The organism is Sphingopyxis sp. NJF-3 (assembly GCF_053514865.1).
The window spans coordinates 796,415-819,014 of the sequence record NZ_CM130726.1; the positions used below are offsets into that span (position 1 = coordinate 796,415).

The 22,600-nt window shown below is 66.3% G+C and carries 26 protein-coding genes; 12 read left to right on the plus strand and 14 right to left on the minus strand.

Annotation, left to right across the window (positions count from 1 at the left end; all coding sequences use genetic code 11):
* Nucleotides 1-2: 2 nt before the first annotated feature.
* Both ACOTSS_RS03705 and ACOTSS_RS03710 read right to left on the minus strand, forming a co-directional pair.
* Complete coding sequence (locus ACOTSS_RS03705) at nt 3-425, minus strand: GFA family protein (protein WP_448690191.1); 423 nt, start codon at nt 423-425, stop codon at nt 3-5.
* A 45-nt stretch (nt 426-470) separates the two neighbouring features.
* Entirely contained in the window at nt 471-1,400 is a 930-nt protein-coding gene (locus tag ACOTSS_RS03710; RefSeq protein WP_448691285.1) for an isopenicillin N synthase family dioxygenase, read from the minus strand.
* Nucleotides 1,401-1,629: 229 nt separating this feature from the next.
* Here ACOTSS_RS03710 and ACOTSS_RS03715 point away from each other — a divergent pair, with 229 nt between their 5' ends.
* Nucleotides 1,630-2,055, plus strand: a complete 426-nt coding sequence (locus tag ACOTSS_RS03715; protein WP_448690192.1) for an EVE domain-containing protein — start codon at nt 1,630-1,632, stop codon at nt 2,053-2,055.
* 13 nt (nt 2,056-2,068) lie between these two features.
* Here ACOTSS_RS03715 and ACOTSS_RS03720 read toward each other — a convergent pair whose 3' ends face one another.
* From ACOTSS_RS03720 to ACOTSS_RS03750, 7 genes are all read right to left on the minus strand, one after another.
* The gene (locus tag ACOTSS_RS03720; protein WP_448690193.1) at nt 2,069-2,392 is read right to left on the minus strand and encodes a PilZ domain-containing protein; all 324 of its coding nucleotides are present in this window, start codon (nt 2,390-2,392) and stop codon (nt 2,069-2,071) included.
* Nucleotides 2,393-2,480: 88 nt separating this feature from the next.
* Complete coding sequence (locus ACOTSS_RS03725; protein WP_448690194.1) at nt 2,481-3,068, minus strand: SOS response-associated peptidase family protein; 588 nt, start codon at nt 3,066-3,068, stop codon at nt 2,481-2,483.
* A 7-nt stretch (nt 3,069-3,075) separates the two neighbouring features.
* A complete protein-coding gene (gene arfB / locus ACOTSS_RS03730; RefSeq protein WP_448690195.1) occupies nt 3,076-3,477 on the minus strand; it encodes an alternative ribosome rescue aminoacyl-tRNA hydrolase ArfB in 402 nt (133 codons plus the stop codon).
* A complete protein-coding gene (locus ACOTSS_RS03735) occupies nt 3,470-4,153 on the minus strand; it encodes an RluA family pseudouridine synthase (RefSeq protein WP_448690196.1) in 684 nt (227 codons plus the stop codon). Before ACOTSS_RS03735 ends, arfB begins: the two co-directional genes overlap by 8 nt.
* A gap of 408 nt (nt 4,154-4,561) precedes the next feature.
* Nucleotides 4,562-5,377 carry a DODA-type extradiol aromatic ring-opening family dioxygenase gene (locus tag ACOTSS_RS03740; protein ID WP_448690197.1) on the minus strand — a complete coding sequence of 272 codons (816 nt, stop codon included), beginning with the start codon at nt 5,375-5,377 and terminating at the stop codon, nt 4,562-4,564.
* A gap of 8 nt (nt 5,378-5,385) precedes the next feature.
* The gene (locus ACOTSS_RS03745; RefSeq protein ID WP_448690198.1) at nt 5,386-5,982 is read right to left on the minus strand and encodes an FMN-dependent NADH-azoreductase; all 597 of its coding nucleotides are present in this window, start codon (nt 5,980-5,982) and stop codon (nt 5,386-5,388) included.
* 89 nt (nt 5,983-6,071) lie between these two features.
* Nucleotides 6,072-6,767 (minus strand): pirin family protein, encoded by a 696-nt coding sequence (locus ACOTSS_RS03750; RefSeq protein WP_448690199.1) that lies wholly within the window; start codon nt 6,765-6,767, stop codon nt 6,072-6,074.
* Nucleotides 6,768-7,005: 238 nt separating this feature from the next.
* Between ACOTSS_RS03750 and ACOTSS_RS03755 the strand changes: the two genes are divergently transcribed.
* A complete protein-coding gene (locus tag ACOTSS_RS03755) occupies nt 7,006-7,941 on the plus strand; it encodes a LysR family transcriptional regulator (protein WP_448690200.1) in 936 nt (311 codons plus the stop codon).
* Between the two features lie 200 nt (nt 7,942-8,141).
* Nucleotides 8,142-8,849, plus strand: a complete 708-nt coding sequence (gene ctrA / locus ACOTSS_RS03760) for a response regulator transcription factor CtrA (RefSeq protein ID WP_054589165.1) — start codon at nt 8,142-8,144, stop codon at nt 8,847-8,849.
* Between the two features lie 183 nt (nt 8,850-9,032).
* Here ctrA and ACOTSS_RS03765 read toward each other — a convergent pair whose 3' ends face one another.
* The 3 genes from ACOTSS_RS03765 to ACOTSS_RS03775 form a co-directional block, all read right to left on the minus strand.
* Nucleotides 9,033-9,464, minus strand: coding sequence for a PilZ domain-containing protein (locus ACOTSS_RS03765; protein WP_448690201.1), 432 nt, complete (start codon nt 9,462-9,464; stop codon nt 9,033-9,035).
* Between the two features lie 171 nt (nt 9,465-9,635).
* A complete protein-coding gene (locus ACOTSS_RS03770; protein WP_448690202.1) occupies nt 9,636-10,169 on the minus strand; it encodes a hypothetical protein in 534 nt (177 codons plus the stop codon).
* A gap of 158 nt (nt 10,170-10,327) precedes the next feature.
* Nucleotides 10,328-10,969: a TlpA family protein disulfide reductase gene (locus tag ACOTSS_RS03775; protein ID WP_448690203.1), complete on the minus strand. Its 642-nt coding sequence runs from the start codon at nt 10,967-10,969 to the stop codon at nt 10,328-10,330.
* Here ACOTSS_RS03775 and argH point away from each other — a divergent pair.
* The 7 genes from argH (at nt 10,968) to ACOTSS_RS03810 (ending at nt 17,128) form a co-directional block, all read left to right on the plus strand.
* Complete coding sequence (gene argH / locus ACOTSS_RS03780; RefSeq protein ID WP_448691286.1) at nt 10,968-12,338, plus strand: argininosuccinate lyase; 1,371 nt, start codon at nt 10,968-10,970, stop codon at nt 12,336-12,338. The two genes, ACOTSS_RS03775 and argH, sit on opposite strands and share 2 nt — an antisense overlap.
* Nucleotides 12,339-12,340: 2 nt before the next feature.
* Nucleotides 12,341-12,601 (plus strand): hypothetical protein, encoded by a 261-nt coding sequence (locus ACOTSS_RS03785; protein WP_448690204.1) that lies wholly within the window; start codon nt 12,341-12,343, stop codon nt 12,599-12,601.
* Nucleotides 12,602-12,724: 123 nt separating this feature from the next.
* Nucleotides 12,725-13,984 carry a diaminopimelate decarboxylase gene (gene lysA / locus ACOTSS_RS03790; protein WP_448690205.1) on the plus strand — a complete coding sequence of 420 codons (1,260 nt, stop codon included), beginning with the start codon at nt 12,725-12,727 and terminating at the stop codon, nt 13,982-13,984.
* 210 nt (nt 13,985-14,194) lie between these two features.
* Complete coding sequence (locus ACOTSS_RS03795) at nt 14,195-14,971, plus strand: siroheme synthase (protein WP_448690206.1); 777 nt, start codon at nt 14,195-14,197, stop codon at nt 14,969-14,971.
* 79 nt (nt 14,972-15,050) lie between these two features.
* Nucleotides 15,051-15,191 (plus strand): hypothetical protein, encoded by a 141-nt coding sequence (locus ACOTSS_RS03800; RefSeq protein ID WP_176473573.1) that lies wholly within the window; start codon nt 15,051-15,053, stop codon nt 15,189-15,191.
* 53 nt (nt 15,192-15,244) lie between these two features.
* Complete coding sequence (locus ACOTSS_RS03805; protein ID WP_448690207.1) at nt 15,245-16,231, plus strand: HEAT repeat domain-containing protein; 987 nt, start codon at nt 15,245-15,247, stop codon at nt 16,229-16,231.
* Between the two features lie 12 nt (nt 16,232-16,243).
* Nucleotides 16,244-17,128 carry a transposase gene (locus ACOTSS_RS03810; RefSeq protein ID WP_448690208.1) on the plus strand — a complete coding sequence of 295 codons (885 nt, stop codon included), beginning with the start codon at nt 16,244-16,246 and terminating at the stop codon, nt 17,126-17,128.
* Nucleotides 17,129-17,195: 67 nt separating this feature from the next.
* Here the strand turns inward: ACOTSS_RS03810 and ACOTSS_RS03815 are convergent, their stop codons facing one another.
* Both ACOTSS_RS03815 and ACOTSS_RS03820 read right to left on the minus strand, forming a co-directional pair.
* Nucleotides 17,196-17,393, minus strand: a complete 198-nt coding sequence (locus ACOTSS_RS03815) for a hypothetical protein (RefSeq protein WP_448690209.1) — start codon at nt 17,391-17,393, stop codon at nt 17,196-17,198.
* The gene (locus ACOTSS_RS03820; protein WP_448690210.1) at nt 17,393-20,062 is read right to left on the minus strand and encodes a type ISP restriction/modification enzyme; all 2,670 of its coding nucleotides are present in this window, start codon (nt 20,060-20,062) and stop codon (nt 17,393-17,395) included. The genes ACOTSS_RS03815 and ACOTSS_RS03820 overlap by 1 nt, the downstream gene beginning before the upstream one ends.
* Between ACOTSS_RS03820 and ACOTSS_RS03825 the strand changes: the two genes are divergently transcribed.
* Entirely contained in the window at nt 20,009-20,392 is a 384-nt protein-coding gene (locus ACOTSS_RS03825; protein ID WP_448690211.1) for a hypothetical protein, read from the plus strand. The two genes, ACOTSS_RS03820 and ACOTSS_RS03825, sit on opposite strands and share 54 nt — an antisense overlap.
* A gap of 381 nt (nt 20,393-20,773) precedes the next feature.
* On the plus strand, nt 20,774-22,597 hold the full coding sequence (gene lepA, locus ACOTSS_RS03830) for a translation elongation factor 4 (RefSeq protein WP_448690212.1): 1,824 nt from the start codon (nt 20,774-20,776) through the stop codon (nt 22,595-22,597).
* Nucleotides 22,598-22,600: the final 3 nt, after the last annotated feature.

Genomic DNA, 22,600 nt, shown 5'->3' on the forward strand with positions numbered 1-22,600 from the left:
CGCTATTCGGCGATCTGCTCGTCCGATCCGCCGAAAGCCCCGGGGAAATCCTTGTACTTGGGAAGGCCGTCCTGCATCGGCAGCACCGTCTCCGCATAGTTGATGTGCAGCGCGGGCGTGAAGGCCAGCGTCGGCAAGGTCGCGGAAAAGACGTCTACGACGCCGAGCCCCGGATGATCGGTCATCAGATGGCCACCGCATGCGGCGCAATATTTGCGGCTGCTGCCCGGCGTCTTGTTGAAGGTCGCGACATGTTCCTCGCCTCGGGCGATCCGCACATTTTCCGGCTTCCACAGGGTAAAGCCGTTGACCGGGCCGCCCGACCACGATCGGCACGAGCGGCAATGGCAATAGCCCATGCCTTCCGGTTCACCGGACACCTCGACCGCCACGGCGCCGCAGAAGCATTCTCCTTCGTAGGACATGACCCCCTCCTTCGTCAGAAGGGCGCCAGAATAGCGCAGTTAAGCCTATTTTTTGAGTCCAATCTCGCGCAGCCGTTCCTGCAGATACTCGTCGGCGGTGATCGGCTCCGGATAGAGGTTCGGGTGCGACGCATCGACGCAATTCTCCAGCGTCTCGATCGGATAGTCCGAGCGGAAGTGCAGAAAGAAGGGCATCGAATAGCGCGCGACGCTGGCGCGGCCCGCGTCGGGGTTGCGGACGCGGTGGGTGGTCGAGGGCAGGCGGTTGTTGGTCAGCCGCTGCAGCATGTCGCCGACATTGACCGCCATCGCCCCGGCCGGCGGGCTGACGGGGAGCCAGCTTCCGTCCTTGTCGAGGATTTCGAGCCCGGCTTCTTCGGCGCCGAGCAGCAGGGTGATCGTGTTGATGTCTTCGTGCGCCTCGGCGCGGATGCCCTTCGCGGGCCCCTCGACGGGTGGATAATGGAGGAGGCGCATGACGCTGTTGCCGTCCTTGACCGTGTCGTCGAAGAAATCGGGGGCAAGGCCGAGATAGCGGGCGATGCCCGAGAGCAATCGGCCGCCGACGCGGTCGAACTCGGCGAACAGTCTGTCATAGGTGGCACGGAACCCCGCGACCTCGGCGGGCCAGACGTTGTTCGGCTGCTGCGCGGCGAGCTTGTGGCCTGCGGGCAGGTCGCGGCCGACGTGCCAGAATTCCTTGAGGTCGACCTCTTTCGCGCCCTTGGCGATCTCGGTCCCGAACGGCGTATAGCCGCGCGCGCCGCCGCCGCCGGGGATGTGATAGGCGCGCTTCGCCGCCTCGGGCAGCGCGAAAAAGGCCTTCGCCTTCACCCATGCGTCGTCGATCAGCGCCGGGTCGATGCCATGATCGGTGATCATCGCGAAGCCGAAACGCTCGAACGAGGCGCCGAAGTCGTGCGCGAATTGCTCGGCGGGAAGCGACAGGGAAATGACGGGAACGGCGGCGGTCATACGGTTGGAATCCATCTGCTAGAGTGTTTTCAAGTCAGGTGGAATCACCTGACGACTCGGAAAACACGGTAAAACAAAAATCTAGAGTACCGGTTTTGATTCCATCAAAACCGGTACTCTAGGGGTCGCGCCCAGGGCGCGTCATAGCTGCGATTTAGGCGCTGGCACCGGTCGGTTAAAGGGAAAAAGGCGGTTCCGTCGCGCGGTCGGCTCGGCTAAGCCCGCCGCCATGGCAAAGCAATATTGGCTGATGAAATCCGAACCCGACGTCTATGGCTGGGATACGCTGGTCCAGGACGGCAGCGGCATCTGGGACGGCGTGCGCAACCACACGGCGAAGCTCAACATGCAGGCGATGAAGGTCGGCGACGAGGCGCTCTTCTATCACAGCAATATCGGCAAGGAATGCGTCGGGATCATGAAGATCACCGAGGCCGCCTTTCCCGATCCGACCGCCGACGAAGGCTCGCCGTGGGTCGTGGTGCGCGTCGAACCGGTGCGGCCGCTCGCGCATCCGGTGACGCTCGCCGCGATCAAGGCCGACCCGAAGCTCGCCGACATGGACCTCGTCCGGCTGTCGCGCCTGTCGGTCGGTCGCGTGACGCCCGACGAGTGGAAGCATGTCCTGAAGAAGTCGGAAAAGCCGGAAAGCTGAAGCCGGGACCGGCCTATTTGCGCAGCTTGGCCTGCATATGCTGCGTCACCGACGGGTGCAGCGGACTGACGAACTCGCAGCCGCAATTGGTGCCGTCGACGCGGCGGACGACCGCTTCGAGCAGCTGCAGGCCGGGCAGGTTCACCCACAGATGGGTGTCCACAGCGGGGGGCGAATAGGAGAAAAAGCGAAATCCCGTCGATGAAAGGTCGAACAGGTCGACGTCGAACGGGTTCATGCCCGCCTCGCGAAGGCGCGCCCGCGCGGACACGTCGGTGCGCGTCGCGCGGCGCCCCTCCGGCGCGGGCTTGATGATGCTGCTGTTCTTTACCGGCACGGCTGGCGATCCCTGGTGCGATTCGATTCGAGATTTCTATCGCGCCGATGGTTACCGGCAGGTCAAAGCCGATGGTGAAGCCTTCTGGTTAAGGCGGCGCGTCGCCGGCCACCATCGACTGGCCGGGGTAGGCGGCGGCGAGCGCGGCGGCCTCGCGCCAGTCGGCGGTCAGCCAGCGGTCATGATCCTCGGCATGAAGGATGACCGGCATGGCCTTGGGCTGATAATGCGCGACCAGCCGGTTGGGCTCGGTCGTCAGGATCGCGAAGCCGGGCCAGTCCTCGATCTGCCGCTGGATTCCCGCGAAGGCGAAGATCGGGCGCGACGCGACCGAAAACCAGTGCTGCCGCCTTGCGCCCGGGGGACCCGACCATTCGGCGAAGGCCGTCGCGGGCACCAGGCAGCGCAGTTCGGGGTGCCGCAGCGTGCCGATCCAGAAGGGGCTTTGAAGGTTACGGACGGTGGTTACCGGGCGCGTGCCCTGCGGCGGCGGCGGAACGCCCCATAATCGGGGGCGCAGAAAGCGGCGCGATCCGCCGCGTCCGTCACTGACGATCACTGGGGCGGGACGACCGGGCGCGACATAGTCGCCGGTCCAGGGATCGTCGCCGGCCTCGGCATCGAAGGCCGCGGCGATCGCGCCCGCGGGCGCGTCGAGGCGGTAAAGGTTGGTCATCCGGCTTTTAGTCGGTCCCGCGCACCCGTCCGCGTCCGGCCTTGATCGTGCTGCGCGCCTTCTTGCTCTCGACGCGGCGCGCCTTGGCGGCCTTGCTCGGTTTGGTCCTGATGCGCCGTTCGGGGCGCACCAGCGCGGCATCGACCAGCGCGTTCAGCCGTTCGCGCGCATCGGCGCGGTTCGCCTCCTGGGTGCGATAGCGGCGCGCGAGGATGACCAGTTCGCCCTCGGCGGTCATCCGGCTGCCCGCGAGCTGCTTCAGCCGTTTATAGGCGTCGGGGGCGAGGCCGAGCGCATAGACGTTGACGCGAAGCTGACACGCGGTCGCGACCTTGTTGACATTCTGCCCGCCGGGACCGGTGCCTGCGAGGAACTTCTCGCTGATCGCGCTCTCGGGAATCTCAGCCACGGGTCGGCGCCGCTCCCTCCGGCGCCGCGAAACCCAGCGCGACGAAGGCGTCGGGGAAGGGCGCCTCGGCGATAATCGGCGGCTTGACGTCACGTTTTACCACCAGCCGCTCGGCGTGGAGCAGGGTGCGCGTCCGCGTGCCGCCGCGTCCGTAGACGGGGTCGCCGACGAGCGGAAAGCCGAGCCCTTCGAGCGCATGGACGCGAAGCTGGTGGGTGCGGCCGGTTTCGGGGCGGAAGCGCAGCAGGCTGCGGCCCTCGACGACAGCGAGCTTTTCCCAATGCGACACCGACGGCTTGCCTTTCGGATCGCCGACCATGCGCCAGCCCGCCTCGGCGGTCGAGGTCTTGATGAGCGGCAGGTCGATCGTGCCGCGCTCGCCTTCGAGGACGCCATCGAGGATCGCGAGATATTGCTTCTCGACCGCGCGCTCCTCGAAGGCGCGGGTGAAGCGGCCGTGCGCCTTGGGATTGCGGGCGAGCAGCAGGCAGCCCGAGGTGTCGCGGTCGAGCCGGTGCACCGCGAGCGGCCATCGCTTGAAGCCGAAACGCAGCGAATCGAGATGGTTTTCGAGGCTGAGGCTGCCGTCGCGCGGCGGATCGACCGGCAGGCCCGCGGGCTTGTCGAGCACGATCGCCTCGCCATCGAGGAAGAGGATACGGTCGGAAAGAAGCATCGCCGCGCTATAGGCGGCGCGATCCCCCGCCGAAAGCGTAAACCTCCATCGCGGCGCGAGCGCGCCGGGCGAGCAATGTCCGCTTTGGGGTGGGAAGCGGACGTTTCCATTCCATTGTGTGCCCCGGCGAAAGCCGGGGTCCAGGGCGATAAAAAGCTAGGGATGCGCGACGAAGCCCTGGGCCCCGGCTTTCGCCGGGGTACACGTCGGATATGGCAGCAACCGGTCGCTTTCAGACCTTCGTCATCCCGGACTTGATCCGGGATCCACTCCTCCAGCGCTGCGTGAATGGATCCCGGATCAAGTCCGGGATGACGATTAAAATAGCGTCGTCTTCTAAAATAGCGTCGGCTTCCGGCCCAAAGCCGACGCTCCGTCGGCGAACATGAAAATAGGCGGGGCGCGAATCTATTCCGAACTGCTCCGCCCAAAGCGGTAAACGTCCATCGCGAGCAGGCCGTAGGTGGTGCTGGCGTGCAGCCGCTCGGCGTCGAGCGGCGCGCCGCCGGCGCCCATCGCGACGAACAGCGGCAGGATATGGTCCATCGTCGGATGATTGTCGCGGCCGTGCGGCGCGCGCTCGACCGCGTGCAGGACATCGTCGACCGCGCCCGCGGCGAGGCGTTCGGCAACCCAGTCGGCGAAGGCGGTGACCCACCCGGCCGCGGGTGCATCGACCGCGGGGCGCGCCGAGAACAGCGCGCGCAGATTGTGCGTCATGCCGCCCGATCCGACGATCAGCACGCCTTCGTCGCGAAGCGGGATAAGCGCCCGGCCCAGCGCATGATGCCATTCGGACGACGCGCCGGAGGCGATCGAGAGCTGGACGACCGGAATGTCGGCGTCCGGATAGATCAGCGAGAGAGGAACCCACGCGCCATGGTCGAGCCCGCGCGCCGCGTCGGGCGTCGCGTCGAGGCCGTGCGCGCCGAGCAACGTGGGGATGCGCCGCGCCAGCGCGGGATCGCCCGGCGCCGGATAGCGCATCGCATAGAGCGCGTCGGGAAAACCGCCGAAGTCGTGGATCGTCGGCGGGGCGGGCGAAGCGGTGACGGTCGCGCGGCCGCCCTGATGCGCCGCGTCATGATGTGCCGAGACGACCAGGATCGCCCGCGGACGCGGCAGCCGGTCGCCCAGCCCGGCGAGGAAATCCCGCGCCGGACTGGGCTCCAGCGACAGCATCGGCGACCCGTGCGAAAGGAACAGGCTGGGAAGCCGCTGCATCGCGTGGCTCAGGCTGCCTGGCTCAGCGTGTCGATCGCCGAGGTGGCGCGCGCGATCGCCTCGCCGTCCGTCAGATGACCGTCGGCGGCGATGATCGTCACGTCGGTGATGCCGACGAAGCCGAGGATATGCTTGAGATAACCGCTCGCGAAATCGACCGCGCTGCCCAGCGGCACGCCGCCCGAGGCGAAGACGATGAAGGCGCGCTTGCCGGTCAGCAGACCCTCCGGGCCGGTCTCGGTGTAGCGGAAGGTGCGGCGGGCGCGGGCGATCAGGTCGACCCAGGCCTTGAGCGAAGCGGGGATCGCGAAATTATAGATCGGCGCGGTGATGACGATCGTGTCGGCGGCTTCGAGCTCGGCGATCAGTTCGTCCGATCCCGCGAGCAGCGCCTTCTGTTCGTCGCTGCGTTCGGTCTCGTCGGTGAAATTGGCGCCGACCCAGCCTTCGGTGAGCAGCGCGGGCGGGGTCGCGTTGAGATCGCGGCGGGTCACCGTCGCGCCGTAATCCTGCTCGACGAGGCGGTTCACGAGCTGGTCGGCGAGCGCGCGCGTGGTCGAACCCTGGTTGCGGACGCTGGCGTCGATGCGAAGAATATGGGTCATGGCGGATACTCCTTGGACTGTGTGAGGGGAGAAGGGGTGGGCCGCCGCCGCAAGGGAGGGGGGCAGGCGGCGGCCCGGGGGGAGGCTCGTCAGAGGCTGTCGACCAGCACCAGTTCGGCGTCGTCGATCGCTTCGACGGTGATGGTGCCGACGTCGCGGATTGCGATGCCGTCGCGCGGATCGGCATCCTCGCCATTGACGCGGATGCGGCCCTTGGCGGCGACCAGATAGGCGTGGCGCCCGGCGTCGAGGTCGTAGGACAGCGTCTCGCCGGCGTTCACCGTCGCCGCCGCCACACGGGCGTTGGCGCGGATCGGCAGCGCCTCATCGCCCTCGATCCCGCTCGCCAGCGTGACGAAGCGGCCCGAGCGGTCGGCCTTTGGAAAATCGCGCTGGCCCCAGCCCGGATTGCCGCCGTCACGATCGGGCAGGATCCAGATCTGGAACAGCGTGGTTTCCTCGTCCTCGAGGTTGAACTCGCTGTGGGTCACGCCGGTGCCTGCGCTCATCACCTGGACGTCGCCCGCCGCGGTGCGGCCGCTATTGCCCATGGAGTCGCGATGGGTGATCGCGCCGGTGCGGACATAGGTGATGATTTCCATGTCGCGGTGCGGGTGCGGAGGAAAGCCCGCCTGCGCCGCGATCGCATCGTCGTTCCAGACGCGCAATGCGCCCCAGCCCATGCGGGCCGGATCATGGTAGCTGGCGAAGGAGAAGTGATGACGCGCGTCGAGCCAGCCGTGGTTGGCGTGGCCCAGCGTGTCGAATTTGCGAATGTCGATCATCGGGCAATCCTTTCAATCTGGCCGCGCAAGGGCATGAAGCCCGGCGGCGCTATCGTGTTGAGGCCAAGATAGGGATATGTATCGTTTCCGAAATAGCGTAGATGGAAAATCATCGTTTCCAAATTGCAGTCATTGCGAGCGGAGCGAAGCAATCTCCAGCGACCGTCCATACCGGCCGATAGCTGGGGATTGCCGCGTCGCCTTCGGCTCCTCGCAATGACCATGAAGTGGGGGTTTCATGGCGCTTCCCGATTATGAAGGCTGGGCCTGTTTCGTCGCCGTCGCCGACGGCGGCAGCTTCACCGCCGCCGCCGCCGCGCTCGGCTTGTCGAAGGCGAGCGTGTCGAAGGCGGTGACGCGGCTCGAGGCATCGCTCGGCATCACCTTGCTGCATCGCAGTTCGCGCGTCGTCGCCGTGTCGACCGCCGGCGCGGGACTGCTGGGCGAAGCGCGCGCGATGGTCGCGGCGGCGACCGCGGCGACCGAGGCGGCGCGCGGCGACCGGGTCGACCTTGCCGGGCCGATCCGCCTCGCGGCGCCGATGAGCTTCGGGATCAAGGTGCTCGGCCCGCCGCTCGCCGCTTTCCTCGAGCGGCATCCGGCGGTGGAGATCGAGGTGATGCTGAGCGACGCGCGTCACGACCTCGTCGCCGAGGGGATCGACCTGTCGCTGCGCATCGCGAGCCTCGACGATTCGACGCTGCTCGCGCGCACCATCGCGCCGGTCGCGGCATCGGTGATGGCGAGCCCCGCCTATCTGGAAAAGACCGGCACGCCGCGCCACCCGCTCGACCTCGCGCGCCACCGGCTCCTCGGCTACGGCCACCGCGAACGTGCGATCCCGCTGCGCTTTCACCGCGACAGGGAGGAGGCGACGGTCGTGCCCGCAGGGCCGCTCTTCGCCAACAATGGCGACATCGCGGTGCCGTGGCTGGTCGCGGGGGGCGGGATCGCAGTGCTGCCCGACTTCATCGCCGAGGAGGCGCTGGTGTCGGGCGCGCTCGTCCGCATCCTCACCGACTGGTCGTTGCCGCAGGCGCATCTGCACCTGCTTTCGCCGCCCTCGCGGCTGCGCCCCGCGCGCGTGCGGGCGCTTTCCGACTATCTCGTCGATGCGTTGAAACGGTCCTGCAGCGGGGCAGGGGATCGGCAGCACGGGGCCGAGCGCGCGTGAAAACCCCGTGTCCGACGAAGGCGGATTCCCCGCGACTCGTGGATTTCTGCGGGTTAAACCAAAATTAACCTTTTCCCTTCATTAGTTTCGTGGTTAATGGTCCGGCAGTCCCGCAACAGGGGATCGATCCGCCGCGACATTCATGATGGCCCGGCGATCGGTTCGCGGGATCATCGTGGGAAACAGTCAAGGGGTGCCCAATGCGCGTATTGCTGATCGAGGACGAGCCGACGACCGCGAAGGCGATCGACACGATGCTCACCACCGAGGGCTTCAACGTCTACACCACCGACCTGGGGGAAGAGGGCTTGGATCTCGGCAAGCTCTATGATTACGACATCATCCTGCTCGATTTGAACCTGCCCGACATGCACGGCTACGACGTGCTGAAGAAACTGCGCACTGCAAAGGTGCAGACGCCGGTGCTGATCCTGTCGGGCATTTCGGAAATGGATTCCAAGGTGCGCTCGTTCGGCTTCGGCGCCGACGACTATGTCACCAAGCCTTTCCATCGCGACGAGCTGGTCGCCCGCATCCATGCGGTCGTCCGCCGCTCGAAGGGCCACAGCCAGAGCGTGATCAAGACCGGCAAGCTGGCGGTCAATCTCGACACCAAGACGGTCGAGGTCGATAGCACCCGCGTGCATCTGACCGGCAAGGAATATCAGATGCTCGAGCTTCTGAGCTTGCGCAAGGGCACGACGCTCACCAAGGAAATGTTCCTGAACCACCTCTATGGCGGGATGGACGAGCCCGAACTGAAGATCATCGACGTCTTCATCTGCAAGCTCCGCAAGAAGCTCGCGCTCGCCTGCGGCGGCGAAAATTATATCGAGACGGTCTGGGGCCGCGGCTATGTGCTGCGCGACATCGATGACGACGGCAACGAAGTCCGCCGCGTCGCCTGACGCCGCGCTTTTTCAACTGGTCGAACAGAAACCGGCGCGGAGCGATCCGCGCCGGTTTTTTGTGTCATAAAGTTGCGCCGCCTCCCCGAGCGAAGACGAGGGGCCCGTTCGAGCGAAGCGAGAACCGGCAGCCGTTGCCGCCTCGTCTTCGCTCGGTGAGGCGGTCCTATTTGGACTCGTTGCTTAACGCTTGCGACCGTAATGGCCGGGCAGGGACTGTGTCTGCAGCAGCCCGGGCCGCCACGCCGAAATCTTCGGGGGCGGCATGATCTGGAAATCGGCACGGCTGTCGGCCGCCACCAGTTCGTCGCCATGCGCGGCGCGCAGCCGACCGGGGAAGATCTCGGCGTCGGTTTCGATGCCGAAGCGCCGGTCGACGACCCAGCGGACGGTGCCCATCATCGGATCATGTCCCGGCAGGAACAGCGTGACCCGCTCGCCGAGGTTAAGGGCATGCGGTGCCCGGCCGCCGATTCCAGTCTGCGACACGTTGCGGATGGTCACGTCGAACTGGCCGAAGCGTGCGCAGGCGAGCGCCGCCTTCACCAGGCGCGACTGGCGCGGCTGGCGCTTTTCGGCGGCCGTGGAGGCGGATTCGGCCTCGGGATAAGACATGCGCGACCCAATAGCTGCCGCCCGGTCACCCACGCCTGGCGATCATAATGGTCCCATGCGACTCCATAAAGAAGGAAGGTAAATATTCGGTCATCATCCAGGAATGCGGCGCCTGCAAAGAGCCCGCCGGTCGAAAGGCCGGCGGGCTCCCGCTGTCTTCCTTTCGGGCGCTTAGCGCAGGCCCGAAAAGTCAAGGTCGTGGATGCGGCCGTAGCGGACGTCGCAGCTGAACTTGCCCTTGTCGTAATAGCCGCCGCGGCCCCAGCGGCCGCCATAGCCGTCGCGGACGACGACGCGACCCTTGACCTTGTAGCCGTCGCGCTTGCGGTCGATGCTCGTCACCTGGGTGACGTCGGCGCGGCCGTAACGGCTGCCGCTGCGCTCGACGGCGCGCACGCACTGGTTCACCGCGCTGCGGCTGTCGCCATAGCGGTTATAGTCATAGCCATAGCCGTAGCGGGGGTCGTCATAGCGGCCGCGATAGCGATCGTCATAGCGATCGTACCGGTCATAGCGATCATTGTCCGAGGACAGGATCGCCGCGAGGCCGCCGAGCACGACCGCCCCGGCGATGATCTCGCCGGCGCTGATGCCGTCGCGGTCGTAACGGTCGCGTGCCATTGCGGGTGTGGCGCTCAGCAAGGCGCCCACGGTGGCCGCACCAATCGCGGCCTTGGTCAAAGACGTTTTGATCATCTGAGCCATGGTTCGGTCTCCTTCACCGTCAGGCAGCACGGATTCGCGGCCTGTCGATGACCGTCTACCAAGGCAGGGGTGACAGGGTGCTGAACCCTCCGCTTATCTGAGGTTCAGCCGCCGTTGGCTGGCGTTCAGCTTGTGGGACGGAAAAGCGGTGAGGTCCTTCAAGAGGCCTGAACCCCCGCTTCGCCCAGCAGCGCCTTCGCTTCCGCGCCCTCCCAGTCGATCGCGCCGACCACGCGCCAGATCTCCTTGCCCTCGGCATCGTAGAGGATGCTCGTCGGCAGCGCGCTGCTCGCCGCGTCGAGCAGGGCGTTTTCGGGGTCGATATAGGGCTGGAGCGTTTTCAGCCCCGCCTTCTGGAACCAGGGGTCGACGACCGCGGCGCCCTGCAGATCCTGCGCGACCGCGATCACCGCCATCGCCTTGCCCTGTTTGGCCGCGAGCGCGTCGAGCGTCGGCATTTCGGCGACGCACGGCGCGCACCAGGTCGCCCACAGATTGACGAGCAGCGGCCGCCCGCGGAAGCTCGCGAGCGTCACCGGCGCGTCGTCGGGGCCGCGGAAGCTCGCGGCGGGCGTCGCCTCGCCGGCGTGGCTGCGGTCGAGTTGATGCTGGAAGGTCTCGACCCCGCGCGCATCCTTCGCTTCGCCGGGCGCAATATTTGCTTGGGACGCCCCCGCTTGCCCCCCGTCCTGCTTTTCCCTATCGCAGCCGGCGATCGACCCCGCCAGCAGGATGGCGAGGAGGGCAATTTTCGGGTTTGGGACGCGGCGAATGACGGAATCTCCGGACAAGAGCAGCATGTGGGGCGGCCGCTTCGGTGGCGGTCCCGCCGCGATCATGCAAGAGATAAACGCGTCCATCCCCATCGACAAGCGGCTGTGGGAGGAGGATATCGCCGCGAGCCGCGCGCATGCCGCGATGCTCGGCGCGCAGGGCATCGTCGCCGCGGCCGATGCCGCGGCGATCGATGCCGGCCTCGCGCGGATCGCCGAAGAGTTCGCGCGCGACGGCGTGCCCGTGGACCTCGCGCTCGAGGATATCCACATGACGGTGGAATCGCGGCTCAAGGACATCGTCGGCGAACCCGCCGGGCGTCTCCATACCGCGCGCTCGCGCAACGACCAGGTCGCGACCGATTTCCGCCTCTGGACGCGCACCGCCTGCGACCGCATCGACGCGGGACTGAAGGCGCTGCAGGCCGCGCTGCTCGCGCGCGCCGACGAGCATGCCGGCAGCATCATGCCCGGCTTCACCCATCTTCAGGTCGCACAGCCGGTGACGCTCGGTCACCATCTCCTCGCCTATGTCGAGATGGCGGGCCGCGACCGCGGACGCTTCGCTGATGCGCGCGCGCGCCTCAACGAATCGCCGCTCGGCGCCGCGGCGCTCGCCGGCACGGGCTTCGCGGTCGATCGCCACGCGACGGCGAAGGCGCTCGGCTTCGACCGCCCGATGGCGAACAGCATCGACGCGGTGTCCGACCGCGACTTCGCCCTCGAATTCTGCGCCGCCGCGTCGATCGCCGCGCTTCATCTCTCGCGGCTCGCCGAGGAAATCGTGATCTGGGCGAGCCAGCCCTTCGGTTTCGTGAGCCTGCCCGACGCCTGGTCGACGGGCAGCTCGATCATGCCGCAAAAGCGCAACCCCGACGCCGCCGAACTGGTGCGCGGGCGCGCGGGGATGCTGCTCGGCGCCTTCCAGCGGCTCGCCGTCATCGTGAAGGGGCTGCCGCTCACCTATTCGAAGGATTTGCAGGACGACAAGGAAACGGTGTTCGGCGCCTTCGACGCGCTCGCGCTGTCGCTCGCCGCGCTGACCGGGATGGTCGAGACGCTGAGCTTCCGCACCGACCGGATGCGCGCGCTCGCCGCCTCGGGCTTCTCGACCGCGACCGATCTCGCCGACTGGCTGGTGCGCGAGGCGGGGGTGCCGTTCCGCGAGGCGCACCATATCGTCGGCGCCTGCGTGAAACGATCCGAGGAGCTGGGCGTTGAGCTGTCGGCGCTGCCCGCTGCCGAGGCCGCGGCGATCCATGCCGCCGTGACGCCGCAGGCGCTCGCCGCGCTGACCGTCGAGGCATCGGTCGCCAGCCGCATCAGCTATGGCGGCACCGCGCCCGAACGGGTAAGAGACGCCATCGCCGCGGCCCGCGCCGCGCTGGAGAGTTGACGATGCGAATCCGCCCGCTGACCGCCGTCCTCCTGTCGGCCGCCGCCCTTGCGGCGACGCTCGGCGCGTGCGGCAAGCGCGAGGATCTGAAACCGGTCGTGGGCCAGGCCCCGCCGGTCATCCCGATCGGCGCGACGCGCCCCCCGAGGAACGAGGAGCTGACGACGCCTGACGCGCAGGCCAAGCCCGCGCGCAGCGACGAACTTCTCAAACGCTCGGAACAACGCGAGCCCGACGATTTCGACCTGCCCCCGCCAGGCTGAGCCAAACCCAGTTTAATCCGCTCGTGTCGAGCGAAGTCGAGACACCCATCGGCTTGTCCTGTCCTTCGGGGCATCTCGACTTCGCTCGATGCGAACGGAGAATGATGATCAGGACTTCCTTCGATGGACCATTTTGAACTTCGTGACGGCGTGCTCCACGCCGAAGACATCCCCCTGCCGCGCATCGCCGCCGAAGTGGGAACCCCCGTCTATGTCTATTCGCGCGCGACGCTCGAGCGCCATGCGCAGGTGTTCCGCGACGCGCTGAAGGATGTGCCGAAGAAGCACATCGCCTTCGCGATCAAGTGCAACCCGAACCTCGGCGTGCTGCGCGTGCTCGCGCGTCAGGGCTATGGCGCCGACGTCGTCTCGGGCGGCGAACTCGAACGCGCGCTCGCTTCGGGCATGGCGGCCGAGGACATCGTCTTCTCGGGCGTCGGCAAGACCCGCGCCGAGCTCGCGCAGGGGCTCGATCGCGGCATCGGCCAGTTCAACATCGAGCACGAGCCCGAGGGCGTCGCGCTCGCCGAGATCGCGCTGGCGCGCGAGACGACCGCGAATGCGGTGCTGCGCGTCAATCCCGACGTCGACGCGGGCACCCACGCCAAGATCTCGACCGGCAAGGCCGAGAACAAGTTCGGGGTCGGCATCGACCCCGCGCCCGAAATCTTCGCGCGGCTCGCGGGGCTGCCCGGGCTCAACCTGCGCGGGGTCGCGCTCCACATCGGCAGCCAGCTCACCAGCCTCGCGCCGCTGGAGGCCGCGTTCGAGCGCGTCGGCCGCCTCGTGGCCGACCTGCGCGCCGCGGGGCACAGCATCACCCATGTCGACCTCGGCGGCGGGCTCGGCGTGCCCTATCGCCCCGACGACGATCCGCCGTCGCCCGCCGACTATGGCGCGATGGTCGCGCGCGTGACGAAGGACTGGGACGTCACCCTGATGTTCGAGCCCGGCCGCGTCATCGCGGGCAACACCGGCGTGCTCTTGACCGAAGTGCTGTGGGTCAAGCCCGGCGCGACCCATCCCTTCGTCATCGTCGACGCCGCGATGAACGACCTCGCGCGCCCGGCGCTCTACGATGCGTATCATGATTTCGTCGCGGTTGAACCGGGCGGCGAACGGATGACCGCCTCGATCGTCGGCCCGGTGTGCGAGACCGGCGACACCTTCGCGCGCGACCGCGACATCGACGTCGTGCAATCGGGCGATCTCGCGGTCTTCCGCACCGCGGGCGCCTATGGCGCGACGATGGCATCGACCTACAACAGCCGCAGCCTCGTCCCCGAAGTGCTCGTCGACGGCGACCGCTACGCCGTGGTCGCCGACCGCATCGCGGCGGGCACCATCATGGCGGCGGAGCGGGTGCCCGACTGGATCGAGTAAGCGACTTAGCCCTCCCCTCCAGGGGAGGGCAGCGAGACTTGCGAGCTTGCTCGCTAGTCGCAGCGGGTGGGGTCCATCGGCCTTGCGCAAGGTTGCAAGACCCCACCCCAACCCAGTGACAGGTCGATCATGCCCCCGGCATGATCTAAACTGTCCGGGGGACAGTTTACCTGCCACTCCTGAAGGGGAGGGGCTTGCTATAGGTGGCCCATGAACCAGCTCCCGATCTTCCTCAACCTCACCGGCCGCACCGTCGTGCTCGTCGGAACCGGCGAGGCGGCCGACGCCAAGGCGCGGCTCGTCGCGCGCGCCGGCGGGCGGATCGTGTCGGCGTGGGAGCCCGGCGCGAGCCTCGGCTTCGTGGCGCTGGACGATGCCGACGCCGCGCGCGCCGCGGCCGAGGCGCTGCGCGCGCGCGGGCTGCTTGTCAACGTCGTCGACCGCCCCGATCTCTGCGACTTCACCACGCCCGCGATCGTCGACCGCGCGCCCGTCACCATCGCGATCGGCACCGGCGGCGCGTCGGCGGGGCTCGCCAAAGCCGTCCGCCAGCGTATCGAGGCCTTGCTCCCCGCGCGGCTCGGCGCGCTCGCCTCGGCGCTCCACGCCGCGCGCGCCGCGATGACCGCGCGCTGGCCCGCCGCCGCCGACCGCCGCCGCGCGATCGACGCCGCGCTCGATGCCGGCGGTGCGCTCGACCCGCTCGACGGCGGCGCGGCGGAGCGTATCGAGGCCTGGCTCGCCGCCGCCCCTGACGCCGCGCCGCCCGCGCGCCTCGAAACCATCGCGCTGGCCAGCGCCGACCCCGACGAGCTCACGCTGCGCGCCGCGCGCCTGCTCGGGCAGGCCGACCATATCTTTCACGCGCCCTCGGTGCCGCCCGCGATCCTCGCCCGTGCCCGCGCCGACGCCGCGCGGACCGAGGCCGAGGCGCCCCCCGCCGCGCCGCCGCCGGGCCTGTCGCTGTGGCTCGCGCCATTAAATTAAGTTAACTGGCGCCACCCGCGCGCCTTTCCCATCCTGTTCGCGGCGGATCAAACGCCGGAAAACAGGAGGGATTATGCCAATGCCAGCCATCGATATCGCCGCGCTGCCGCTGCTCGACACCGCGGTCGGCCTGTTCGGCTCCTTCGCCGCCGAAATGGCGACGTCGAAGCCGTCGGTCTTCGAAGCGACCGTCACCGTGATGCTCGTCATCTACGACTGACCGTGTGCGCGGGCGGCTCCCGCGCCGCCCGCGCTATCGCTCCGGAGGCCCGCATGTCCGCGCCCGCTTCGCGTCACGACCATTATCCGCGCGCCGATGCTCCCCGCCGGCAGGCGATGCGCGCCGCCGCCGCGGCGCTCGCCGACCGCTGGGCGGCGGAGGACGGCGCCCCGGCCGGCCTCCTCGCCGCGATGCGCGCGCAGGCGGCCACGCCGCCCGGCGAAGCGATCGCCGCCCTCGCGCCCTGGCTCGACGATATCGGCTGGCTGCGCGCCCGGCTCGCGCAGGCGCTGCACCTGCTTGCCGCCGACCCTTTCGCTCGTCCCCCACTCCGCGCCGTCGGCGGCGGCGCGCTCGGCGGGCTGCTGCTCGCCGAGGCCGGCGCGATCCGCCTGACCCTGCTCGTCCGCCCGGTCGAGGCGGCATCGCGCGACGCGGCGCCGTCCGTGCTTTTCGTTCCCGGCCATGCGCGCATCCGCATCCTCGCCGCCGGGAACGCCGCGATCCGCCTCCATCATGTCGCGGTGAGCCAGGCCGAGGAGGCCGGCGCTTTCACCGCCGCCGCCGCGAGCCCGTGCGCCGGCGATCCGCCGCGCCCGCTCGCCGCCGGCGAGACGCTGGCGCTCGACACCGCGCGCACCGCCTTCAGCCTGATTGGCGGCGACGGCGACGTGCTGATGCTCGAACTCGCGGCGCAGCCGCCGTCGCGCCTCCCGATCCGCGCCTGTGACAGCGAAAGCGGCCGCCTCGTCCACGTCTCGGCATCGCGTCGCGACAGCAGCTTCCGCGCGATGGCGCTGACCCTGCTCCGCACGATGCGCCGCGCCGACGCGGCGCCGCTGTTCGCCGACGAGACGCGCACCGAGGATTTCGCGGCGCGCTGGCACGCGATGCGCGAACTCGTCGCGCTCGACCCCGCCGCCGCCCGCGCGCCGCTGGCGCGCATGGCGGGGGAAGACCCGCATCCGGAGGTCCGCCACGCAGCAACGGCGACGCTGGCGCTCTATCAAACGCCCTCCCCTTCAGGGGAGGGGCTTTAGAAAGCAGACCCCATGCCCCGCCTGATCGACCCGCCCGCCGTCCCCGAAATCGACCTCGCCGAAGTCGCGGCGCGCCTCGACGAAACCGGCGTCGACCTCGCCGACGAAGCGAGCCTTGACCGATGCGCGCATCTCCTCGCCGGCCTGTCGCGCAACCGACACTTCCTCGCCGACCGCGTCATCGCCGAACTCAAGGCGAGCTACCGCGATCAGCTCGCGGAAAACCGCTATTCGGCGCAGGTCTTTCTCCTCCACCGCAGCCGCCGCGGCTGGTTCCTCCGTGCCAATCTGTGGCCCGCGGAAAGCGACGCCGTCTACGCCGCGAGCGGCCCCGCGGCCTTCGCCTACGGCCTGCCGCACGACCATAATTTCCACTTCCTCACGACGGGCTATTGGGGCCCCGGCTATATCAGCGACTATTACGACTACGACCCCGAAGCCGTCGACGGCCGCCTCGGCGAGCCGATGAAGCTGAATTTCGTCGAGCGCAGCACCCTCGCCGAGGGCAAGATGCTCCTCTACCGCGCCCACCGCGACATCCACAGCCAGCTCCCCCCGGACAGCCTGTCGGTCAGCCTCAACATCATGGACGAGGGCGAGCACGTCCCCTGGCGCGACCAATATATCGTCGACCTCGAGACGGGCACGATCGCCAAACGCCCGACCACCACCCCCACCGAAATGCTCCTCCGCTGCGCGGTGCATCTAACCGAAGAGGGCAAGGACATCGCCGCCGAGTTCGCGCACGCCCACCCAGTCCCCCGCATCCGCGCCAACGCCCTCGCCGCGCTGGCGGCGGTGGCGGAGGGCGAGGGCAGGGCGGCGGTGTTGGAGCGGGGGATGGGAGATGGGGATGCGCGGGTCAGGGATGATTGCGGGAGGTGGCTGAAGCTTTAGCCCTCTCCCGCTGGTGAGAGAGGGCAGGAGGCCGAGATCAAGTTCAAAGCCAGCAGGTTCGTTGCCGCTAATGCTGCGGGTTTCGCAAAAGCCGTGTTACCAGGTCTTTCAGTTCATGCGCTCGCTTGGTGTTTCGATGTCCGAGCTCGGCCAGAATTGCCGTCAATTCATCTTGGTCCCCGTTTGCCGCGCGCACATGCTGCTCGATCGCATCGATTGTCATATGACCAAAAGGCCTGCCACTACGCCCGCCGCTGCGTTGCATTATTCCTCCCACCCACTCCGATCGAGCGCCTCCATCGCCTCGGTGATCGCCATCGTATCGACGCTCACGCGCACGACCTTCGCCAGCAGCGCGACCATGCTCTCCTTGTAGTCGGCGAAGCGGTAGGTGTTGAATTTCTCGCGGATCGTCGGGTCGCGCGGAGTCTTTTCCTTGTGCTGGTCGAGCACCCAGTCGATCGCCGACCGGTTGCCCAGCCGATAATCCCACGCCTCGCGCGGAATGCCGCCGATCTGCGTGTCCTCGTCGACGCGTACCAGCCCTTGCTCGGGCAGCGATTTCAGCACCGGCTTGGGATGCGTCGCCTCGGCACGCTTGGCATTGGGCGTGTCGACCCGTTCGACCGCCCACGGCTCCACATCCTCATAACCGATATGCATCGCCATCAGCGCCTCTCCCCACGCCGCCCATTTGGCGAACTCGGGATACAAGGGAATGCGTGGAAACTCGCGTTTCAGGTTCAGCGCATATGTCTCGCGATAGACGGGGTCATGCAGCACGGCATAGACATAATGGAAGATCGCGTCCTTGGTGACGCCGGCCTTTTTGCCATAATGCGCGATGAACTTGCTTAGTGCCCAGTCGGTGATGTTGTCGACGCGTTCACCGGATTTTGTGTAGCGGTAGCGGGCGAGATAGTGCGCAGGGTCAGCTATGAAAAAGCTGTAGCTCGACACATGCCCTGTCGCCAATGTGCTAAATGGCAACCGCGGCCCGAAGTTGATTACGCAAGCAGGGTTTGTCGATTCAGCGGGATAAAATTCGTCGATTCGTCCAAGTTCATCAGCGAGCAAAGGGTCAATATAGATTAGTCTTTGAGTAAATGGCCGAAAATCATATTTACGAATTGCTCCCTCGTGGAGATGGAAGCGCCGCCCCCTCATCGCGTGCCGCTTAAGATTTCGTGACCATTTTATTTCTTGGCTTTCGAATTCCTTAGTGTCTGCAAGATTATTGAAACGAGATCCGAACTCATTCGCAAGGGTTCGCAAATCGCTTGGATTGCGAGCTACCGCCCAATCGTCTCGTCCAGTCAAAACTCCAGATGAGGTCGCGTGGAGGATCGAATTTCGGAAGTTGGCTGATACCGAACGAGGAGCGAGCGGAAGCAGAGATGAAAAGCCATCCTCTCCGACGTTAATCCACGTCCCATCCGAAGTGGGGTTGAGCATTGTAAAGCCCGCACTTTCCAATTCTTGCGAATGCAACCAGCTGAGCTTGTCTTCCAATGTGTCAAACTCTGGTCGCCGGGTGTAATGAACGGTCGCTGGGCTTGCTAATTTGCGACGTACGAGGAAGGCGATGGCAACTCCCGTTTGAATTCCAAAAACGTTGTGCTTTGTCCCTGATAGCTTTGGGTTCGCACGGACATCCCCGCCCAAATCTATCAACCAGATATCCTGAAAATCGTTGACTATCAGCTTGCGAAATCCGTCGAACGTGCGGCTATCCAAAAAGCTCCGATTGGTTACGAACGCCAGCACCCCCTCATCACCGAGCCGGTCGCTGGCCCATCGATAGAACCGCGCATACATGTCATAAAGCTTGGTCTTCTGCGCCGTGCTCGCCTTGATGTAGGTCCGCTTGATCCGGTCGTCGATGTGCGGATAGGTGCGGTTCTTGTTGTTGTCGTTCTCGTTCTGCTGGTTGGCGTTGTAGGGCGGATTGCCGATGATCACGCTGATCTTGCGGCGATTCTGGCGCTTGATGCGTTCGATATTCTCGTCGGCGAAGGCGCCGAACATGTCGTGCTGATGGCCCGAATGGATGCCCAGCCCCTCGACCATGTCGAGCGTGTCGGCAAGGCAGATATTCTCGAACTCGGCGAACTCGCCGGTGATCGCCTGATAGGTCGCCTCGATGTTCAGATTGGCGACATAATAGGGGAGGATTGCAACCTCGTTGGCGTGCAGTTCTTCGCGATATTTATATTTCAGCTTCTCGTGATTGCCCCGGAAATGTTCGAGCAGCTCGACGATGAAGGTACCAGTTCCCGTCGCCGGGTCCAGAATCTCGACCCCCTTGTCGATCAGGTTCCTGCCGAAATGCTTTTCGCACAACCAGTCGGCCGAGCGGATCATGAAGCGCACGATCTCGCCCGGCGTATAGACCACGCCCAGCCGGTCGGCCGCCTTGCGGTTATACGCCTTGTAGAAATCCTCGTAGAGCGCCTTGAGGAAGCCCTGTTTTTCCGAATGGCTCTGGATCAGCGCGGCGGTTGACGCGATTCCGGCATAATAGGGGTCGAGCGCGCGCAGCAGCGTCGCCTTTTCGCCGCGGTCGAACAACTTGTCCTCCAGCTTGTACAGCTCGGCGGCGACATTGTTCTTGCGGTGGAATTCGGGGTCGTTGAACACCTTGGCGAAGATGTCTTCGGTCAGGATGTGCTGGATCAGCATCTCGCGCACGTCGTCCTCGTTGACCGCGGGATTGATCGCGTCGCGCGCATGCTGCAGGAACGCCGCGACCGCCGCCGCGAAATCGCGCGAGGATGCGTGCTTTTCGGCGATCCGGTCGCGCAGCGCCTTCAATATTTCGGGCAGGTCGGTCGCGAACTGCTTCACCGCCTTGTTGAAATCGGCGATCTCGGCGCGTTCGTGGGCGAAAAAGCGCGTGAGCAGGTTCAGCAGGCTGTCGTCGTCGCCCTGCATATCGGCGCGCATCGCCTCCACGCCGTCCTGCCACAGCACCGCCGTCACATCGTCGGTGAAGACGATATTGTCGCGCGGATAGCCTTTGCGGAATTTTGCCTCGATCTCGGCCGCCAGATCGTCGTTGGCGTCCTTGGCTTCCCAATAACCGAAAGGCACGCGCAGCCCGTGCAGCAGCGCGCCGTCGATATAGATGCGCGTCATCTGCTTGGTCAGCATATCATGCTCGGCGACGAACTGCAGATCGTTCGCGCGGCCCCAGCGCTTCAGCAAATCCTTGAACGCCTCGCGAAGCACACTCTCGCGCTGGGTCCCAGAAACCGCACGTAGCCGGTCGAGCTCGGCCCGATACTCATTAATCAACTGGCGGCTCAATGACGTCTCCCCCCTTTGTCATGCCGTCGTCCGCGGGCGGGCGCAACATCGGAAGCCACCGAAATAAAGTCTTTCCTACATTATCCCGCCATGCCACCCTCTACCTCTTGCTCTTTGATTCCGTAGTAATCCGCCGTCTGTCGCCGCCACGCGGCGCGGCCGTTGCCGTTTTTTTAAAGCTCCAAAGGAGACAATAAGGCCTCGGAAGCGCGAAAGGGCGTCGCACAAGGCTGAACTTTCCTGAACTTTGCCCTGAACGTCGGGAAAATCGCCCCGTCCGCGCGGCGCCACCACTCCCTGCTGACAGCACGCATTTCCCCTGCTAACGCGCGCGCCATGACAACGCCCCTCTCGCATATCCGTAATTTTTCGATCATCGCGCACATCGACCATGGCAAGTCGACGCTGGCCGACCGGCTGATCCAGTTCACCGGCGGGCTGACCGAGCGCGAGATGTCGGCGCAAGTCCTTGATAATATGGATATCGAGAAGGAGCGGGGGATCACCATCAAGGCGCAGACGGTGCGCCTTTCCTACAAGGCGCACGACGGCGAGACCTATCAGCTCAACCTGATGGACACGCCCGGCCACGTCGACTTCGCCTATGAGGTGTCGCGCAGCCTCGCCGCGTGCGAGGGCGCGCTGCTCGTCGTCGATGCGGCGCAGGGGGTCGAGGCGCAGACGCTCGCCAACGTCTATCAGTCGATCGAGCATGATCATGAGATCGTGCCGGTGATCAACAAGATCGACCTGCCCGCCGCCGACGTCGACAAGGTGAAGGCCGAGATCGAGGACATCATCGGCCTGCCCGCCGACGACGCGGTGCTCGCCTCGGCCAAATCGGGGATCGGCATCGAGGAAGCGCTCGAAGCCATCGTCGCCAAGATTCCGCCGCCGAAGGGCGATGCGTCGGCGCCGCTCGTCGCGATGCTCGTCGACAGCTGGTACGACCCCTATCTCGGCGTCGTCATCCTTGTCCGCGTCGTCGACGGCGTGCTGAAAAAGGGCCAGCAGATCAAGTTCATGCAGGCGGGCACCACCCATCTGATCGACCGCGTCGGTTGCTTCACGCCCAAGCGGCAGGACCTGACCGAGATCGGTCCCGGCGAGATCGGCTTCATCACCGCGCAGATCAAGGACGTCGCGCAGGCGCGCGTCGGCGACACGGTGACCGACGCGAAGAAGCCCGCCGCGGCGCCGCTCGCCGGGTTCAAGGAAGTCCAGCCGGTCGTCTTCTGCGGCCTCTTCCCCACCGACGCCAACGACTTCGAGAAACTGCGCGAGAGCATCCAGAAGCTCCGCCTCAACGACGCGTCGTTCAGCTTCGAGATGGAGACGAGCGCCGCGCTCGGCTTCGGCTTCCGCTGCGGCTTTCTCGGCCTCCTCCACCTCGAGATCATCCAGGAGCGGCTGACCCGCGAGTACGACCTCGACCTCATCACCACCGCGCCGTCGGTGGTCTACAAGCTGAAGCTCACCCGCTCGAAGGACGGCGGCCCGACCGAGATGGAGCTGCACAACCCCGCCGACATGCCCGACCCGAACCGGATCGAGGAGATCGAGGAGCCGTGGATCGAGGCGGTCATCTATGTTCCTGACGAATATCTCGGCGCGATCCTGAAGCTGTGCCAGGACCGCCGCGGTATCCAGAAGAACCTCACCTATGTCGGCGGCCGCGCGCAGATCACCTACGAACTGCCATTGAACGAAGTGGTGTTCGACTTCTACGACCGGCTGAAGAGCATCAGCCGCGGCTATGCGTCGTTCGACTATCACCAGATCGGCCATCGCCCCGGCGACCTCGTCAAGATGAGCATCCTCGTCAACAATGAGCCGGTCGACGCGCTGTCGATGATCGTCCATCGCGGCAGCGCCGAGGCGCGCGGGCGCGGCATGTGCGAGCGGCTGAAGGACCTGATCCCGCGCCACATGTTCAAGATCCCGATCCAGGCGGCGATCGGCGGCAAGGTCATCGCCCGCGAAACCATCGCCGCGCTGCGCAAGGACGTGACCGCCAAATGCTACGGCGGCGACGCGACCCGCAAGAAGAAGCTCCTCGAAAAGCAGAAAGAGGGCAAGAAGCGGATGCGCGAATATGGCAACGTCAACATCCCGCAGGAGGCGTTCATCGCCGCGCTGCGGATGGGGGACGATGCCTGACCC

What these genes read in the sequence shown, in the direction of transcription:
- ACOTSS_RS03705 (WP_448690191.1), bottom strand. Translation starts at nt 425, where the DNA reads ATGTCCTACGAAGGAGAATGCTTCTGCGGCGCCGTGGCGGTCGAGGTG.
- ACOTSS_RS03710 (WP_448691285.1), bottom strand. Translation starts at nt 1,400, where the DNA reads ATGACCGCCGCCGTTCCCGTCATTTCCCTGTCGCTTCCCGCCGAGCAA.
- ACOTSS_RS03715 (WP_448690192.1), top strand. Translation starts at nt 1,630, where the DNA reads ATGGCAAAGCAATATTGGCTGATGAAATCCGAACCCGACGTCTATGGC.
- ACOTSS_RS03725 (WP_448690194.1), bottom strand. Translation starts at nt 3,068, where the DNA reads ATGACCAACCTTTACCGCCTCGACGCGCCCGCGGGCGCGATCGCCGCG.
- ACOTSS_RS03735 (WP_448690196.1), bottom strand. Translation starts at nt 4,153, where the DNA reads ATGCTTCTTTCCGACCGTATCCTCTTCCTCGATGGCGAGGCGATCGTG.
- ACOTSS_RS03740 (WP_448690197.1), bottom strand. Translation starts at nt 5,377, where the DNA reads ATGCAGCGGCTTCCCAGCCTGTTCCTTTCGCACGGGTCGCCGATGCTG.
- ACOTSS_RS03745 (WP_448690198.1), bottom strand. Translation starts at nt 5,982, where the DNA reads ATGACCCATATTCTTCGCATCGACGCCAGCGTCCGCAACCAGGGTTCG.
- ACOTSS_RS03750 (WP_448690199.1), bottom strand. Translation starts at nt 6,767, where the DNA reads ATGATCGACATTCGCAAATTCGACACGCTGGGCCACGCCAACCACGGC.
- ACOTSS_RS03755 (WP_448690200.1), top strand. Translation starts at nt 7,006, where the DNA reads ATGGCGCTTCCCGATTATGAAGGCTGGGCCTGTTTCGTCGCCGTCGCC.
- ctrA (WP_054589165.1), top strand. Translation starts at nt 8,142, where the DNA reads ATGCGCGTATTGCTGATCGAGGACGAGCCGACGACCGCGAAGGCGATC.
- ACOTSS_RS03765 (WP_448690201.1), bottom strand. Translation starts at nt 9,464, where the DNA reads ATGTCTTATCCCGAGGCCGAATCCGCCTCCACGGCCGCCGAAAAGCGC.
- ACOTSS_RS03770 (WP_448690202.1), bottom strand. Translation starts at nt 10,169, where the DNA reads ATGGCTCAGATGATCAAAACGTCTTTGACCAAGGCCGCGATTGGTGCG.
- argH (WP_448691286.1), top strand. Translation starts at nt 10,968, where the DNA reads ATGTGGGGCGGCCGCTTCGGTGGCGGTCCCGCCGCGATCATGCAAGAG.
- ACOTSS_RS03775 (WP_448690203.1), bottom strand. Translation starts at nt 10,969, where the DNA reads ATGCTGCTCTTGTCCGGAGATTCCGTCATTCGCCGCGTCCCAAACCCG.
- ACOTSS_RS03785 (WP_448690204.1), top strand. Translation starts at nt 12,341, where the DNA reads ATGCGAATCCGCCCGCTGACCGCCGTCCTCCTGTCGGCCGCCGCCCTT.
- lysA (WP_448690205.1), top strand. Translation starts at nt 12,725, where the DNA reads ATGGACCATTTTGAACTTCGTGACGGCGTGCTCCACGCCGAAGACATC.
- ACOTSS_RS03795 (WP_448690206.1), top strand. Translation starts at nt 14,195, where the DNA reads ATGAACCAGCTCCCGATCTTCCTCAACCTCACCGGCCGCACCGTCGTG.
- ACOTSS_RS03800 (WP_176473573.1), top strand. Translation starts at nt 15,051, where the DNA reads ATGCCAGCCATCGATATCGCCGCGCTGCCGCTGCTCGACACCGCGGTC.
- ACOTSS_RS03805 (WP_448690207.1), top strand. Translation starts at nt 15,245, where the DNA reads ATGTCCGCGCCCGCTTCGCGTCACGACCATTATCCGCGCGCCGATGCT.
- ACOTSS_RS03810 (WP_448690208.1), top strand. Translation starts at nt 16,244, where the DNA reads ATGCCCCGCCTGATCGACCCGCCCGCCGTCCCCGAAATCGACCTCGCC.
- ACOTSS_RS03815 (WP_448690209.1), bottom strand. Translation starts at nt 17,393, where the DNA reads ATGCAACGCAGCGGCGGGCGTAGTGGCAGGCCTTTTGGTCATATGACA.
- ACOTSS_RS03820 (WP_448690210.1), bottom strand. Translation starts at nt 20,062, where the DNA reads ATGCAGGGCGACGACGACAGCCTGCTGAACCTGCTCACGCGCTTTTTC.
- lepA (WP_448690212.1), top strand. Translation starts at nt 20,774, where the DNA reads ATGACAACGCCCCTCTCGCATATCCGTAATTTTTCGATCATCGCGCAC.